Origin of the sequence: Parabacteroides caecihominis, assembly GCF_023656785.1 — a bacterium.
Taxonomy (GTDB): domain Bacteria; phylum Bacteroidota; class Bacteroidia; order Bacteroidales; family Tannerellaceae; genus Parabacteroides; species Parabacteroides segnis.
Map to the genome: position 1 here is coordinate 1 of NZ_JAMOKS010000029.1, position 16,583 is coordinate 16,583.

Below are 16,583 nucleotides of genomic sequence, written 5' to 3' on the forward strand. Positions count from 1 at the left end.
AAGTAGCTCCTTGTGTCCCTCCCTGTCAATGCTCAGTACATTATAGATCGCACGGGTTACCGCGCAGCCACGTTCATCCGTTACTTTGTAATGAATGGCATCCATCCAGACTATAGGATAAACAGAATCAAGCATCCGTGATTTCCATGCCTTTATCTCCGGAAGTACACGGTCTGTGATGGAACTGATTGTGTCGGCCGAAACACGATTCCCAAGATTTTCTTCCATCCAGTCACTGATTTCCCTAGTGCTGTTTCCCATTGCATACAAGCCAATTATACGGTCAGCAACACCTTCTGCCAGAATAGTCTCACGCTTCTTGATAAACTGGGGATCAAAACTCGAATTACGGTCACGGGGAGTAGAAACGGTTACTTCGCCCAAGGGAGTCTGAACCTGCTTTTGCATCTTTCCGTTGCGACGGTTGCCCATCTGGCGTTCTTCTTCTGTCAAATGTGCATCCATCTCTCCTTCCAGGGCTGCATTCAATATACTTTCCAATAGTGGGGCAAAGGCGCCGTCCTTACCCAACAAAGGCTTGCCGGCTTTCAGCTGTTCAATAGCCTTGTTCTTGATACTCTCGAAATCAAATTCTTCTTTCATAAAAAAAACTGTGTTAGCAAAGTTAATACTTTATTCCTTGCTGACACAGTTTAATTTACATCCTCCAAAAAGTCCGCGACACACTTCATCATGACATATATCATTTACTCTGTTTACATCCTTTTCTGGGATTCTGTGAAACCTGTCTGAATGACGTAGATCAACTCTCTTACCGTTCACTAGTCTCGGGTCACATTAAAATAATTTATACCGTTCACGATAAATATATTTATATCCACATGCTTTGGGATTGCCGACGTAATCCCAAACAACTTCAAAGCGAAATAAAAGAACGTAAATAAAACTTATCAAATGGAGTTGTATCAAAAATCGGTTTTAATACAACTCCATTTATTATCATTTTCCCGTTTTATACTTCGCCTTAATCTCCGGCAACGCCCGCTGTATCTCTGCGATACGAGTGGCATCACTTGGGTGAGTGCTCATAAATTCAGGAGTCGAGCCGCTTTTTCCGGCAGACATCTTTTGCCAGAAATTTACCGCGACATCGGGATTATATCCAGCCATCGTCATAAATACCAATCCCATATAATCCGCTTCCGATTCATGCTTGCGTGAGAAAGGAAGCATGACACCATACTGCGCCCCCACGCCATAAACCGTATTGGCAACCGTCTGGACTGCCGCACTCTTATTGCTTACAGCCTGTCCCAAGATCGCGGCTCCGTATTGTGCCATCAACTGCTGGCTCATCCGTTCGTTACTATGTTTTGCCACCGCATGCGCCACTTCGTGACCAACTACTACGGCCAGTTCGTCATCCGACGATACCAGCGACATCAAACCTTCGTAAACCACAATCTTTCCGCCCGGCATACAAAAAGCATTTATCTGGTTATCTTTCACCAGATTGAACTCCCACTGGAAATTCTTAATCTCACTTTCCATTCCGTTCGCTTTCAGATAAGCCTCCGTTGCTGCGGCAATCTTCTTACCCACACGGGTCACCATCGCACTCTCATTCTTATCCGACGACTTTGTGGCTGATTTCATATAATCGCTGTATTGCGTTAAGCTGGAGGACAATACCTCCTGGTCGGAAACCAGCAACACCTGCTTTCTCCCTGTCAAAGGCACACTTCCGCACGCACTCAGCATCAGAAGCATCGCCATCAATAAACCTGTAATCTTTTTCATCTCTCTCATTTAGTTTTTACGAATACAAAATTATCATTTCTTTATAAGAATAGAACAATTCCAAAGGTATTTTTGCTCAACAGATATATAACAATACTATCCTTTCAGTATATATCCTTTCTTTGTGAGAGAAACAATACCAACAGACAAATCCCTCTTCAGAGCTCTCCTCAGATAAGTGATTTGTACATTCAGGGCAAGAGAATTGGCATATGAATTATTCCCCCATATGACATCCAGAATGACATTACGGTCTACCGCCTTGTTCAGGTTACGTACCAGGATACGAAGAATATCCGCCTGCCGGGAGGTAATCAGCGTTTTACTGTTACCTGTACGTATTTCATTTGTTGCATAGTTGAAAAACGTATCTCCGAAAGAGTATAGTTCTTCTGCTGTTTCCACTGATAGATTTTGTTCAAAACGTTCCCTGATACGTGCCAACAGTTCTTCCGGATAAAAGGGTTTAGCCAGATAATCATTTCCCTTCACACTAAATCCTTTCAAACGATCGTTCTTATCCGAACGGTCGGATAAGAAAAAGATCAAGACATTATGATCCTGTTCCCTTATCTTTTCAGCTACTTCAAAACCATTCTTTCCCGGCATGTTGATATCTAATAAAACCAAATCCGGTTTAACCGCCGGAAACTGTTCCAAGGCCATCGTTCCATTTCCTGTATAGGTTACTTCATAACCTTCTTTTTCCAGAAATCTCTTTAAAAGAATAGAGTATTTCAGATCATCATCCGCCAGTAAAATTCTCAGAGGTGTTGCCATATATTATAATGTATATAAAAACGTTTTGTATTCTTATTGAGGTAATGTCACAATAACTTTCGTTCCCTCCCCTATTTTGCTTTGAAGAGAAACTCTTCCATGATGTGCTTCCACGATCTGTCTTACATAACTCAAACCAAGTCCAAGGCCCGGTATCTGTTTGCCTGATAAACGGGGGGAACGGTAAAATTTCTCAAAAACCTTCCGCTGCTCGGCCGGAGAAATACCGAAACCATCATCCTCCACCGACAATTCAACACTTTTACCCATTCGCATTGCAACAATACGTATATGGACCTCTGGACCGGAATACTTGATTGCATTCTCTACCAAATTACATAACATATTTGCCATATGCACCGGATCTGCCGTAATATGGGACAACCCGGGGGCATATGCCGTAGAAAAAGAAACCTGTTTATCCGGCGGAACCGGTATGAGGCGTAACACTTTCTCCACCAACTCCTGCAAATTAAATGAAGAAATAGTAAACGGAGTCATGCCACCATCAGCGCACACCATATCTTTCAGTTTACCCAAATAAGCAGAAAGATTATCCAATTCGAATATAGCATCATGGGTAACTTCCCGGCAAGTCTCTTCATCTGTACGCATTTCCGGGTCATTTAAAAAGGAGATACACATTTTCAGGGCTTGTACCGGACGTCTAAGTTCATGTATCATGGTATGGACAAAATCTTCCCGCATCATCCCGATCTTTTTCTGTTTTAAGATCGTAGCTATCTGGAACCACAGACAGGAAATAAGCAACAAGATCAAAAGCAGACTTATTCCTAACTGACCGGCCATCCGGACAAGTAACGGATGAAAAGAAAGCGATACGTTCATCAGGATGCCTCGCGCTTCAAATGGAGAATACATATATTTAATAAGAAGAGAAGACGGAAGAAAAGTATCATCCGACAGTCGCCAGGAAGAGGCGGTATCCAGCGTATCGCCAACTTCCAGGGGCGAACAATTTATTGCATATTCCGGCAACCGGACTTTCAGTAAGCTGTCCAGACGCTCGCCGGAAAAAGGGACAAAATGATCCACTACCGAGCGGTCCACTCCCATCAGCAGGCTATCTTCCGGCATGGACGCATTAAATTTCAGATTGAACTGGTCTATCCGACCGGAATCTTTTAAACTCAATTTAAACCCCGTAGAAGTATGGGACAACCGCTCATCCACCAACGAAGCGCTATGTTCCACATTCCGGTTCAAGACATAGGTCACTTTTGTATCCAGGGCTTCTTGCTTGCGCATACGGAACTCTTCTTCCTCTACTTCTTTTATTTTTCCAACCAGTTCCTTTGCATATCGTTGCATTTCATATTGAAGCTGGTTATACAGCCAATATCCCTGCATCCCAATCGCAGACAATGCAGCAAATAAGGAGAATATATAGATAAGTCGTATGCGTTTTTCCATCCTCTTTTTCCGACAAAGTTAACAAGGAGGACGAGTGGACAAAGAGTAAACAATCTATTTTTTCCCGAAATAATAAAACAGTAATATTTTCCCTTCGTAATACTTCAGTAATAAATTTCTTCCTATCATACTCTTTCAAGCCTGTAATTTTGCCTCAAACCATTTAAAAGAAAATAAAGATGAAACAGTCACTATTAACAATTGCATTCATCTGTTCTACGCTTTCCGTAGCGGCACAGGTCAATATCCGGGTATATGATATCAATGATGTACTGAGGTCAAAACCCATAGACCAGCTTTTATTTACCGTCCAATATCAGACAGCTTTCGTCAGTGATACTTTGTCACCAGATAAACGGACGGAAGAAACCATGATGCTAAAGGTCGGCTCCCAGAGCTCGGTATACTACAGTTACGCCCGCTTCCGTACGGATTCGTTAATTGAAGCGGACAAAGCGGCGGGAGCTTCACAGGAAATTATCTCCGAACATCTGAAACAGAGTAACGGCTATGTCAATGACCAGATCTATAAGAATTATCCGAAGGGAAAAACTACGACGCTCGACCAGCTGGCGGCAAGCCGTTTCCGGTGTGAGGAACCGGTCGAAAGGCCGGAATGGACTTTATACCCCGATACTGCAACCGTTCTTTCCTATACTTGCCGGAAAGCCACCTGTCATTTCCGCGGAAGGGAATACGAAGCCTGGTATGCCCCGGAAATCCCCAGAAGTGAAGGTCCCTGGAAATTACAGGGCTTACCCGGTTTAATACTCAAAGCCTCGGACAGCCAGGGACATTATACGTTCATCTGCTCAGGCATAGAGAAAAGTCGTAAAGAGGAAATGATACAGTTCACCGGATCGGAATATGAACCTGTTTCACCGAAAGATTTGCAGAAGGCACATAAACGTTATGCGTCAGATCCGATCGGTTATGTCACGGAGACCTCTCCCGGAGTGAAGGTGACTATCAAAGGAGAAGACGGCCGCCCGTTCCGTCCGAAGAATATGCCATATAATCCTATCGAAAGATGAGACCACTGATTATAGCATCTCTTTTGTGCCTTCTTACTTTTCACCTGCGGTCGCAAATACAGATAGAGGGACTCGTTACGGATGCTGAAAATAATAAGCCTGTCGATGCCGCCACCGTTCAATTACAGAAAAAAGGGAGCGGGATACCTGTTAATTATACGCTGACTGATGCGGAAGGACGTTTCATCTTTCCGGCTATACAGGTCAATGATTCAATGGTTGTCCGTGTTTCCCTCTTGGGATATGGCACGATGGTACTTCCCGTAGTGCCCGGTGAGAAATTGCATTTCCAGCTCTCCCTCCGGCCGTTCAGCCTGAAGGAGGTCGAAATACGTCCCGGAAGGATCTATGGGAGACAAGACACGATCAATTATGATGTGTCCCGTTTTATCTCCCCTAAAGATGAATCGGTAAAGGATATATTAAAACGACTTCCGGGTATCCAGGTGAATGATGCCGGAAAAATATCGTATAACGGAAAAGATATAAGCCGTTTCTATGTGGAAGGGATGGACCTGTCCGACGGGAGATACGGGCAGATCAGCAATAACCTCCAGGCTAATGCCGTTGAAACGGTACAAGTGTTGGAGAATCATCAACCGATACGTGTACTCAGTAAAAAAATATCGACGGAAGATATAGCCCTCAACCTAAAGCTGAAACCACAATTCCGCAACCGCTGGCTCATCAATCTGGAAGGAGGAACAGGAGGCTCCCCCATCCTCTGGTCAGGCAACCTGAATGCGATGCAGTTAAGCCGTAAAAGCCAGTCGGTCTATCTCTATAAAGGAAATAATACCGGAAACGACGTAACAGACGAGCAAAGATTTTTCCGGACGGAAGAGGAGGAAAAAAAGTACGGGTCGCTCCTCCCCACGTTCCTCAAACAACCCTCGCTGAGCGCACCTTTGAAGAAAGAAAGGCTGCTGTTCAACCAGGTACATACATTATCTGCCAACCGCCTGTATAAGCTGAATGAAACGGCGCAACTCCGGATAAATGCCAATTATGTACATGACTTACGAAGCCAGCAACGAGGAAGTATCACTCATTATTACCAGGAGGCCGATACACTCACCCTGAAAGAAGAAAGCAATACTCAAATCAGAAATGACCGTACAGAACTCGCAGCAAGTTTTGAAAATAACACGGAAGATATTTTCCTTACGAATCATTTCAACCTGACGGGAAATTGGGAAAACAGCCTGTCGCATATCCAAACCGGACAGAACGTCACCCAACGGATACAAACACCGGACTTCGGGGTACACAATTACCTGCAAGGTCTTTGGACACGCGGTAAAAATACGATTGAAGCCCGTTCACTCGTCCGCTATCACAACCTGCCGGCACGAATCGGGATAAATGATTATTCGGATAAAATGAATCTGCACCAGTTATACATCGATCATTCATTGTCGTTGTTACGCAAAAAAGGGGTACTCACCCAACGGTATACAGCCGGTGTTTCCGGAGATATAAATAACCTGCATAACGGTTTCGCCCTATATGCTATTCCGGAATACCAATGGAATCTGCCGAAATGGAGTATTTCGTTCAACCTTCCGTTCCGGTGGACTGCTTTTCCCGGAACGGAAATCTCGCATCCGGCGCTTAATCCTTATTTATCCATCCTTTATAAGTTAAATTACGCCTGGCGTTTTTCTGCCCGTGCAGGATATAAAGAATCATACGGAGATATCACCAATCTATACACTTCTCCTTATCGTACAAGTTTCCGGAACCGGATCGTGAGTAACGGGATACTGCCAGTAGAGCGAAAACAATCATACGCTCTGTATGGAGAATATAAAAGTACGGTACATGAATTCTTCCTCACACTTTACCTGAACTATATCAATAACCGATCAAACCGTATTTTTGAACGACGGGTAGAGGGAGAAGAAGTATCACTCATATCTCTCCCAGAAAAAAATGATTCATATAACTGGTCTGTCAACGGAACCCTGTCGAAAGGCTTTTACGATTGGGGGATAAAATTTGCCCTTTCCTATCTCATTGGGCGCAATAAAGCGGAGCAACTCAGTGACGGGAAGCGATTACCTTTCCGTTCCGATTATATGCAATATGAACCTAAAATAAGCTGGACACCGTCACGATTACTGGAAATAAATTACCAATCGACTATTTATTACGGAGGATCACGTATCGGGAGCGAAACCCACCTCAACCCGTTATTAAACGTAGTTCAGAAGTTCGGAATCATCTATAGTCTGGCGGCCGTGGATATTCAGCTTTCCCTCGATCATTATCATAACGATATCAGCCGGGACAAATCGGCAGATGCATTCTTCGCCCATATTTCCCTCCGCTGGAAAACCGGTAAATGGCAATTGGCTGCCGATGCCACCAATTTATTTAATAAAAAAGAATACCGGTATACACAATATTCTACCACAGAAAGTTACACCTCATGGCTAACCCTCCGCCCCAGGGAATTTCTGGTAAAGGTCAGATACAAATTTTAAACACAAACAAACATGAAAGGCGGATTATAATAATTATACAAAAAAACCGCCCTTGTATGTATATTTATTCAATTATTCGCTTTATATTTGCAACCGTTTTGCATAAATATACAAACATGAGTACAAAAAAGGAACGATTGGATGCTATTTGCCGTATCATACAAACAAAGGCTATATGTAACCAGGAAGAGCTGCTGAAAGAATTGGAAGCCAGCGGATTTCAGGTGACACAAGCTACTTTGTCGCGCGACATTAAGCAACTGAAAGTAGCCAAAGTACATGATGCGAACGGCGATTATGTATATTGTCTGCCCGATTATTCAGCTTTGATACAGCCGAACAAGGTGCAGACAGAACATCATCCGAACATCGAATTTTCCGGAAACCTGGCAGTAGTCAAGACACGTCCGGGATATGCGATGGGTATTGCATCCGACATCGACACCCATGCCCCGCATGAGATACTGGGTACGATTGCCGGAGACGACACCATCCTGATCATCCCCCGTGAAGGGATCAGCAGGGACCGGATAGTAAAAGCATTATCACATTTTATATAAGGGCGATTAAGGGAGACAACGGTTCTTCCGTTTATAAACAAAAGAAGACAAAGAACAATCGGAAAAATGAAACAAGAAACAGAAATCGATGTAATGATTGCTGACGCCTCTCACGAAATATACGTAGACAAGATATTGACTACCATTGAAGAGGCGGCCAAAGTGCGTGGAACAGGTATCGCTAAGCGCACGCATGAATATGTGGCCCAGAAAATGATTGAAGGGAAAGCGGTCATTGCGTTGGCCGGGGATCAGTTTGCAGGTTTCAGCTATATAGAATCGTGGGGTAACAAGCAGTATGTGACGACCTCCGGTTTAATTGTTCATCCGGATTTCCGTGGTTTGGGTATTGCCAAACGGATCAAGGATATGACGTTTCAACTGGCCCGCATGCGTTGGCCGAAGGCTAAGATATTCAGTCTTACGTCCGGCGCGGCAGTAATGAAAATGAATACGGAACTGGGATACGTGCCGGTTACCTTTTCTGACCTGACGGACGACGAATCGTTCTGGCGCGGTTGTAACGGTTGTATAAACCATGATATTCTGGAACGCACGAACCGGAAATATTGCATCTGTACGGCGATGTTGTTCGACCCTGCCGACCCGCACCGTGCCAAACGGGAAGCAGACGAAAGAGAAAAAAATAATAATAAATAATAAAGGAGACCTTGTAAGAGCGTTTCGCGAAACGCCCTTACGGAACCCACAAAAAAAAGACAGACAATGAAAAAGAAAGTAGTAGTTGCATTCAGCGGAGGTTTGGATACCTCATTTACCGTTATGTACCTTGCCAAAGAAAAAGGGTATGAAGTATATGCCGCTTGCGCTAATACAGGCGGATTCAGCGAAGAGCAACTGAAACAGAACGAAGAAAACGCCTACAAACTGGGCGCAACCAAATATGTAACGATCGACGTTACAAAGGAATACTACGAAAAGAGTTTGAAGTATATGGTATTCGGTAACGTTTTGCGTAACGGAACCTACCCTATCTCAGTAAGCTCCGAACGTATCTTCCAGGCTTTGGCCATCGCACGTTATGCCAATGAGATCGGTGCAGACGCTATCGCCCACGGTTCGACCGGTGCCGGTAACGACCAGATCCGTTTCGACATGACATTCCTGGTGCTGGCTCCGAACGTAGAAATCATCACATTGACACGTGACATGGCGCTGACCCGCGACTACGAAATCAATTACCTGAAAGAACATGGTTTCGTTGCCGACTTCACCAAACTGAAATACTCTTATAATGTAGGTTTGTGGGGAACTTCCATCTGCGGCGGTGAAATTCTGGATTCTGCCCAGGGATTACCCGAAAGCGCTTACCTGAAACAGGTGGAAAAGACCGGTAGCGAAGAACTGCGTATCGAATTTAAAAAGGGTGAGATCCATGCTGTCAACGGTGAAGTCTTCGAAGACAAGATCGCAGCTATCCAGAAGGTGGAAGAGATCGGTGCAGCTTACGGTATCGGCCGCGATATGCACGTCGGCGACACAATCATCGGTATTAAGGGCCGTGTAGGATTCGAAGCTGCCGCCCCCATGCTGATCATCGGTGCACACCGTTTCCTTGAAAAATATACATTAAGCAAATGGCAGCAGTACTGGAAAGACCAGGTAGCCAACTGGTACGGCATGTTCCTGCACGAAAGCCAGTACCTGGAACCGGTTATGCGTGACATCGAAGCCATGTTGCAGGAATCACAGCGTAACGTAAACGGTACGGCTATCCTCGAACTGCGTCCGCTGTCTTTCTCTACCGTAGGCGTCGAGTCGGAAGATGACCTGGTGAAGACTAAATTCGGTGAATACGGTGAAATGCAGAAAGGCTGGACAGCAGAAGATGCCAAAGGCTTTATCAAAGTAACTTCTACACCGCTGCGTGTTTATTATAACAACCATAAGGACGAAGAAATATGATTAAGATCGGAATTATAGGTGGTGCGGGATATACGGCAGGCGAATTGATTCGTCTGCTGCTTAATCACCCGGACGCCGAGATTACATTTGTGAATAGTACCAGCAACGCCGGCAACCTGATCACTGACGTTCACTGCGGCCTGTTCGGAGAAACCGATATGCGTTTCACCGACCAACTCCCGCTAGACAGCATTGACCTTCTGTTCTTCTGTACCGCTCATGGCGATACAAAGAAATTCATGGAAAGCCATACTGTTCCCGACAACGTGAAGATCATCGACCTCAGCATGGATTACCGTATCGAAAGCGATGAACACGATTTCGTTTACGGCCTGCCCGAACTGAACCGACGACGTATCTGCAAGTCCCAACACATTGCAAACCCCGGTTGTTTTGCCACTTGTATCCAGTTAGCCGTTTTGCCGCTGGCCAAGCATCTGATGTTAAACTCGGAGTTGCATGTGAATGCGATCACCGGTTCCACGGGAGCCGGCGTAAAGCCTTCGTCAACATCCCATTTCAGCTGGCGAAACGATAACATTTCGATCTATAAACCGTTCACACACCAGCATTTGGCCGAGATAGGCCAGAGCCTGCGTCAGTTACAGAATAGTTTCGAAAGCAATATCAACTTCATTCCGGTGCGGGGTAATTTCTCCCGTGGTATTTTTGCAACGACCTACATCGACTGCAAGGTGGGACTGGATGAAATCCGCCGTATTTACGAAGAGTATTACGATGATCATTCATTCACGTTCATTACCGATAAGAACCCGGACCTGAAACAGGTAGTCAACACCAACAAGTGCCTCCTGTATCTTCAGAAATACGACAACAAACTGCTGATCATTTCCATGATCGACAACTTGTTGAAAGGCGCCAGCGGACAAGCGGTGCATAATATGAACCTGCTGTTCGGTTTGGAAGAGACTGTAGGATTACATCTCAAACCGTCAGCGTTTTAAATAAGAAATTATGAAATTATTCGACGTATATCCTTTATTTAATATAGAGATTGTAAAAGGCAAAGGATGCCATGTATGGGATACGGAAGGTACTGAATACCTCGACCTGTACGGCGGACATGCCGTTATCTCCGTCGGTCACAGCCACCCTACTTATGTAGCTGCTATCACCGACCAGGTAAACAAACTGGGATTCTATTCCAACTCGGTCATCAACAGCCTGCAACAAAAACTGGCTGACAAGCTCGGTAAAGCATCCGGTTATGATGACTACTCACTGTTTCTGATCAACTCAGGTGCCGAAGCAAATGAAAATGCGCTGAAACTGGCTTCTTTCCATAATGGCAAGAAACGGGTGATCGCTTTCAAGCATGCTTTCCACGGACGTACTTCGGCTGCGGTTCGCGTAACGGACAACCCGAAAATCATTGCCCCAGTGAATGAAGACCTGGCAGTGACCTATCTGCCACTGAACGATTCGGCAGCCGTTGAAGCTGAATTGCAGAAAGGAGATGTATCTTCCGTAATCATCGAAGGTATCCAGGGTGTCGGCGGTATCCAGCTTCCGACAGACGACTTTATGAAAGAACTGCGTGCCCTGTGTACAAAATATGAGGCTTGCCTGATTCTGGACGAAATCCAATCCGGTTACGGACGTAGCGGTAAATTCTTCGCCCACCAGTATGCTGGTATCAAACCGGACCTGATCACAGTGGCTAAAGGCATCGGCAACGGTTTCCCGATGAGCGGATTGCTGATCAGCCCGATGTTCAAACCCGTTTACGGTATGTTGGGAACCACTTTCGGTGGTAACCATCTGGCTTGTGCGGCTGCTATCGCCGTTCTGGAAATCATGGAAAATGAAAAACTGATCGACAATGCTGCACAGGTTGGTAACTTCCTGATTGAAGAGTTACACAAACTGCCGGGGATCAAAGAGATCAGAGGACGCGGCCTGATGATCGGTATCGAGTTTGAAGAGTCTATCAAAGAAGTGCGCAGCAAACTGCTCTTCGAAGAAAAGGTATTCACCGGAGTGGCCGGCACCAATACGATCCGTCTGCTTCCGCCGCTTTGCCTGACAATGGACGAAGCGAAAGAATTCCTTACCCGTTTCAAAAAAGTACTCAATGCTTAATTAGTTCTTTATTATAAAGAAGGCCGCCAACGGAATTTCCGAAGGCGGCCTTCTTGCTTTATTTTATCTCCTGTACGGTTGCAGTATCAGCAACGCTTCGGTTCCTTTAACGACAACGCCTCGGTTCCTAGTATCGAGACAGTACTGTTGCTACATCGGGAACCTCCCCTTTCGCGGTATCGGGAACCTCTTTTGAAGCCGCAATGATAATAATAAAGAGTTTCCCCTTTGTTATCTCAAAGAACTTTACGTTATTTGTATGTTCAGAAACAAATACAATAAATACAAATGAAACTAAATAAGCTGATTGTTGCCGCCGCTATTACTATTTTTTGCAGTAATCTGTGTACCGCACAAAAATCATTGGATTTAGAAGATGTACTGAGTGGAAAACTTATCCGGACAAAAGGCGTTGGTGCCATGAACTGGATGAAAGACGGGGAGCGCTACAGCCGCCTCGAACCAAACAAGGAAGAAGGAGGAATGGATGTCGTAGCCTATCGCGCCAAAGACAATGCCCGCGAAGTAATTATCCCCTCTGCTATGTTCACAGATAAATCGACCGGCAAGAAAATTGCCATGGGAAGAATATCGTGGAGTGATGACAATGATAAAGTTCTGATCTACAACAATACGCAACGTGTATGGCGCTACGATACCCGTGGTGATTACTGGGTACTTTCTTTACATGACGGCAACCTGCGCCAACTGGGAAAAGGACTACCCGAATCGTCCATGATGTTCGCCAAATTCTCACCCGACGGAACAAGGGTGGCTTACGTTTCCAACAATAATATATATGTGGAAGACATAAACTCCGGCAAAATCACCCAACTGACCAGCGACGGAAGCAAGACCATCGTAAACGGTACATTCGACTGGGTATATGAAGAGGAATTCAGTTGCCGCGACGGTTTCCGCTGGAGCCCGGACGGCAAATACATCGCTTACTGGCAAAGCGATACGGAAGGAACCGGCGTATTCGATATCATCAACAACGTCGATTCTATCTATCCCACTATCCTCCATTTCCCCTATCCGAAAGCAGGAACTGCCAACTCGGCTGTAAAAGTCGGATACATCCCGGCAGCAGGAGGAACAACGACCTGGATCGACATTCCCGGAGATCCCCGCAACAACTATATCCCGCGCATGGACTTCATCCCCGAAAGCAATGAACTGTTCATCCAGCAGTTGAACCGGGAACAAAATACCAACAAAGTATGGATCGCCCAAATCGGCAGCGCAACCCCTAAGAATATCTTTACGGATAAAGATGCGGCATGGCTGGACACGAACGATAATATTCAATGGCTGAAAAACAACCAGTATTTCACCTGGGAAAGCGAACGGAGCGGATGGCGCCACCTGTATCGTGTAAGCCGCGACGGAAAAGAGATCGTCCCCGTTACCAAAGGTGACTTCGACTATATCCAGCCCGTCGGGACCGACCTGCAAAAGGGGCTGGTCTATTTTATCGCTTCACCGGAAAACTATACGCAACGTTACCTGTACAGCGCCAACCTGTTCGGCAAAGGCGAAGTGAAACGGCTAAGTCCGGAAAACCAGCCGGGACAGCACCGCTACAACATGTCTCCGACCGGAAAATGGGCCGTACATACCTACAGCAACTCGGTAACCCCTCCGGTGATCGACATGGTTTCATTCCCGAAAAATCAATCCGTACGCATCCTCGAAGATAATGCAGAGGCCAAGAAACAATACGATGCCCTGGGACTGAACCCGAAAGAGTTTGTCAAAGCCAAATCGGGCGACCTGCTACTGGACGTCTGCATGATTAAACCTGTCAATTTCGACCCTTCAAAGAAATATCCGGTCATCATCGAAGTCTACGGCGAACCAGCCGGCTCGACCGTACAGGACTCATGGGGAGGCGGTGACCTGTGGAATCAATATCTGGTGAATCAGGGATATATCTATGTCAGCATCGAAAACCGCGGGGCCAATGCTCCACGCGGCCGGGAATGGCGCAAGTGCATCTATGGCGAAGTCGGCACATTTGCATCGGAAGACCAGGCACGGGGCATACAAGACCTGGCACGCCAGTATCCGTTCATCGACCTGTCACGCATCGGCATCAACGGATGGAGCGGCGGTGGTAGCCAGACATTGAACTGCATGTTCCGCTATCCGGAAATATTCCATACGGGCATTGCGATCGCCGCCGTTGCCGACCAGCGTTTATACGATACCGTTTATCAGGAACGCTATATGAACACACCACAGAATAACCCGGAAGGTTACCGCAAAGGTTCCCCTATCTCCTACGCCGAAGGCTTGCAGGGCAACCTGTTGCTGATACACGGAACGGGGGACGATAACGTGCACTACCAGAACTGCGAAATGCTGGTGGACGAACTGGTTAAACATGGCAAAGTATTCAGCCAGATCAGTTATCCGATGCGTAGCCACGGCATCTACGAACGCGAAGGAACAAGCCTGCACCTACGGAAAAGTATGGCTAAATACTGGCTGGACCATCTGCCGGCAGGAGGCAAATAAAACAATCACTAAAAGGGTAAAAACACAATGAAACAGTTGATTTTGTGCATTGCCGCCATATCGGCAATATTCCTTATGCCTTCCCGGGCAACGTCCCAGATCAGGGAAAAGGCGGAAGGATTACTGAATGCCGTTATTACAGAAAATAAAACAAATGACATTCCTGCTGATTCATCGGCAGCGATTGAAGATAAACTCCGCCTGGATTCCATCAGGATGCAGGAGTTGGAACTTCAGTTGCAGGAGATGAAGTTGAACGAAATCGTACTCCGGACCGAGTTGAGTGACGCGCTGAACAAGCATATCACCACCGACTCGCTGAAAAAAGAAGAACAGCGCCGCAGCATCGACTCGCTACGGACGCTGACTCCCGGTGTTCATCTGATCATCGACAATGATACCCTCCTCACTTTCTACGCCAAACGAGGAGGTGTCTCGGCCTATGACCGGGCAGAAAATGCCGTCAACATGATCCAGAAAATAGGTAAAGACCTGAGCCTGAAAACAGATTCAGTCTACCTGTTTAACAGTGAATACCAGACAGATATCATGTACGGGGAAAAAGTGATACTCAGTGTGACGGATCAGGACGCCCTTTGGTTGAATACGGAAAGGGAAAAACTAGCCAAAGAGTATCAGTCTGTTGTCAATAATAAGATCCTGGAGTTAAAAAAGGAACACAGTATACTTCAGATTGCCAAACGGGTTGCCTTGTTCATCTTGGTACTGGTCGTCCAATATTTCCTGTTCAAACTGACCAACTATCTGTTCAGGAAACTCCGCCGCCGGATTATCTGGCTGAAACAAAACAAGCTCAAATCCATTACCATACGGGATTATGAGTTTCTGAATACCCACCGGCAAGGCAGAATACTCATCTTTCTGAATAATATCCTGCGTTATATTGTCCTGCTGATACAACTTATGTTCAGTGTTCCGATGTTGTTCGCCATATTCCCACAGACGGAACACCTGGCAATGAAACTGTTCACTTATATCATAGAACCGATCAAGATGGTTCTTAAATCGGTTATTGAATATATCCCCAACCTGTTCATTATCATTGTCATTTATTACTGCGTAAAATACATCATTAAGGGTATTCAGTATATAGCCAATGAGATTGAAAGCGAAAAGCTCAAAATCACCGGCTTCTATCCGGACTGGGCGCAACCCTCTTTCAATATCATACGCTTCCTGCTCTACGCGTTTATGATCGCGATGATCTATCCTTATCTGCCCGGCTCCGACTCCGGTGTGTTCCAGGGGATATCTGTCTTCGTCGGACTGATCGTTTCTTTAGGATCGAGCACGGTTATCGGAAATATCATAGCAGGACTCGTCATCACTTACATGCGGCCTTTCAAACTGGGCGACCGCATCAAATTAAACGAGACGACCGGAAATGTGATTGAGAAAACTCCGTTCGTCACCCGTATCCGCACACCTAAAAATGAAGTGGTCACGATCCCGAACTCGTTCATCATGTCGTCACATACGGTCAATTACAGTGCCTCTGCCCGTCAGTTCGGCCTGATCATCCACTCGACAGTCAGCATCGGCTACGATGTCCCCTGGCGCCAGGTCCATCAGTTACTGATCAACGCAGCGCGATCCACGCCGGGAGTCATGTCACACCCGAAACCCTTCGTTCTGGAAACGGAGTTGCAGGATTACTACCCCTGTTACCAGATAAATGCATATATAAAGGAAGCCGACCAGCTTTCGCAGATCTATTCGGACCTGCATCAGAACATACAGGATGTATTTAACGAAGCCGGCATCGAGATCATGTCACCCCACTATTATGCAGGACGTGACGGAAGTGCCGTCACTATCCCGGCTGAATATCAGCAAAAGCCGGATTCTCCTGATAAAAAGTAAGAAACAGCGCATTATATAGTTAAAAAAGTCCTCCTGCAAAACAAAATGCAGGGGGACTTTTGTTATAACGCAAAGTCACTAATAAAAAA

At 45.8% G+C, this 16,583-nt stretch carries 13 protein-coding genes; 9 read left to right on the top strand and 4 right to left on the bottom strand.

What is annotated here, in order from left to right; translation table 11 throughout:
* The 4 genes from NBH14_RS20675 to NBH14_RS20690 all read right to left on the bottom strand — a co-directional run.
* Positions 1-603, bottom strand: a 603-nt coding sequence (locus NBH14_RS20675; RefSeq protein WP_250817734.1) for a transposase, incomplete at its 3' end; no start/stop codon positions are given.
* Between the two features lie 357 nt (positions 604-960).
* A complete protein-coding gene (locus tag NBH14_RS20680) occupies positions 961-1,761 on the bottom strand; it encodes a M48 family metallopeptidase (RefSeq protein WP_010800296.1) in 801 nt (266 codons plus the stop codon).
* Positions 1,762-1,857: 96 nt separating this feature from the next.
* Complete coding sequence (locus NBH14_RS20685) at positions 1,858-2,541, bottom strand: response regulator transcription factor (protein ID WP_128134106.1); 684 nt, start codon at positions 2,539-2,541, stop codon at positions 1,858-1,860.
* Positions 2,542-2,574: 33 nt separating this feature from the next.
* Entirely contained in the window at positions 2,575-3,975 is a 1,401-nt protein-coding gene (locus tag NBH14_RS20690; protein ID WP_186960064.1) for a sensor histidine kinase, read from the bottom strand.
* 179 nt (positions 3,976-4,154) lie between these two features.
* On the opposite strand from NBH14_RS20690, the gene NBH14_RS20695 reads away from it, so the two are divergent.
* The 9 genes from NBH14_RS20695 to NBH14_RS20735 all read left to right on the top strand — a co-directional run bounded on the left by NBH14_RS20695 (position 4,155) and on the right by NBH14_RS20735 (position 16,494).
* A complete protein-coding gene (locus NBH14_RS20695; protein ID WP_186960065.1) occupies positions 4,155-5,009 on the top strand; it encodes a GLPGLI family protein in 855 nt (284 codons plus the stop codon).
* Positions 5,006-7,498 (top strand): TonB-dependent receptor, encoded by a 2,493-nt coding sequence (locus NBH14_RS20700; protein WP_186960066.1) that lies wholly within the window; start codon positions 5,006-5,008, stop codon positions 7,496-7,498. Before NBH14_RS20695 ends, NBH14_RS20700 begins: the two co-directional genes overlap by 4 nt.
* A gap of 116 nt (positions 7,499-7,614) precedes the next feature.
* Positions 7,615-8,058 (top strand): arginine repressor, encoded by a 444-nt coding sequence (gene argR, locus NBH14_RS20705; protein ID WP_044215257.1) that lies wholly within the window; start codon positions 7,615-7,617, stop codon positions 8,056-8,058.
* A gap of 66 nt (positions 8,059-8,124) precedes the next feature.
* Positions 8,125-8,718 carry a GNAT family N-acetyltransferase gene (locus NBH14_RS20710; protein ID WP_007653699.1) on the top strand — a complete coding sequence of 198 codons (594 nt, stop codon included), beginning with the start codon at positions 8,125-8,127 and terminating at the stop codon, positions 8,716-8,718.
* Between the two features lie 66 nt (positions 8,719-8,784).
* Complete coding sequence (locus NBH14_RS20715) at positions 8,785-9,984, top strand: argininosuccinate synthase (RefSeq protein WP_007653701.1); 1,200 nt, start codon at positions 8,785-8,787, stop codon at positions 9,982-9,984.
* A complete protein-coding gene (argC, locus tag NBH14_RS20720; protein ID WP_186960067.1) occupies positions 9,981-10,949 on the top strand; it encodes an N-acetyl-gamma-glutamyl-phosphate reductase in 969 nt (322 codons plus the stop codon). The genes NBH14_RS20715 and argC overlap by 4 nt, the downstream gene beginning before the upstream one ends.
* Positions 10,950-10,959: 10 nt before the next feature.
* Entirely contained in the window at positions 10,960-12,087 is a 1,128-nt protein-coding gene (locus NBH14_RS20725) for an aspartate aminotransferase family protein (RefSeq protein WP_048317916.1), read from the top strand.
* Positions 12,088-12,375: 288 nt separating this feature from the next.
* Entirely contained in the window at positions 12,376-14,610 is a 2,235-nt protein-coding gene (locus NBH14_RS20730) for a S9 family peptidase (RefSeq protein ID WP_186960068.1), read from the top strand.
* A gap of 27 nt (positions 14,611-14,637) precedes the next feature.
* Positions 14,638-16,494 carry a mechanosensitive ion channel family protein gene (locus tag NBH14_RS20735; protein ID WP_186960069.1) on the top strand — a complete coding sequence of 619 codons (1,857 nt, stop codon included), beginning with the start codon at positions 14,638-14,640 and terminating at the stop codon, positions 16,492-16,494.
* Positions 16,495-16,583 lie beyond the last annotated feature (89 nt).

Bases quoted from the DNA above. Each gene is read 5' to 3' on its own strand.
- NBH14_RS20680 (WP_010800296.1), bottom strand. From the start codon at position 1,761: ATGAAAAAGATTACAGGTTTATTGATGGCGATGCTTCTGATGCTGAGT.
- NBH14_RS20685 (WP_128134106.1), bottom strand. From the start codon at position 2,541: ATGGCAACACCTCTGAGAATTTTACTGGCGGATGATGATCTGAAATAC.
- NBH14_RS20690 (WP_186960064.1), bottom strand. From the start codon at position 3,975: ATGGAAAAACGCATACGACTTATCTATATATTCTCCTTATTTGCTGCA.
- NBH14_RS20695 (WP_186960065.1), top strand. From the start codon at position 4,155: ATGAAACAGTCACTATTAACAATTGCATTCATCTGTTCTACGCTTTCC.
- NBH14_RS20700 (WP_186960066.1), top strand. From the start codon at position 5,006: ATGAGACCACTGATTATAGCATCTCTTTTGTGCCTTCTTACTTTTCAC.
- argR (WP_044215257.1), top strand. From the start codon at position 7,615: ATGAGTACAAAAAAGGAACGATTGGATGCTATTTGCCGTATCATACAA.
- NBH14_RS20710 (WP_007653699.1), top strand. From the start codon at position 8,125: ATGAAACAAGAAACAGAAATCGATGTAATGATTGCTGACGCCTCTCAC.
- NBH14_RS20715 (WP_007653701.1), top strand. From the start codon at position 8,785: ATGAAAAAGAAAGTAGTAGTTGCATTCAGCGGAGGTTTGGATACCTCA.
- argC (WP_186960067.1), top strand. From the start codon at position 9,981: ATGATTAAGATCGGAATTATAGGTGGTGCGGGATATACGGCAGGCGAA.
- NBH14_RS20725 (WP_048317916.1), top strand. From the start codon at position 10,960: ATGAAATTATTCGACGTATATCCTTTATTTAATATAGAGATTGTAAAA.
- NBH14_RS20730 (WP_186960068.1), top strand. From the start codon at position 12,376: ATGAAACTAAATAAGCTGATTGTTGCCGCCGCTATTACTATTTTTTGC.
- NBH14_RS20735 (WP_186960069.1), top strand. From the start codon at position 14,638: ATGAAACAGTTGATTTTGTGCATTGCCGCCATATCGGCAATATTCCTT.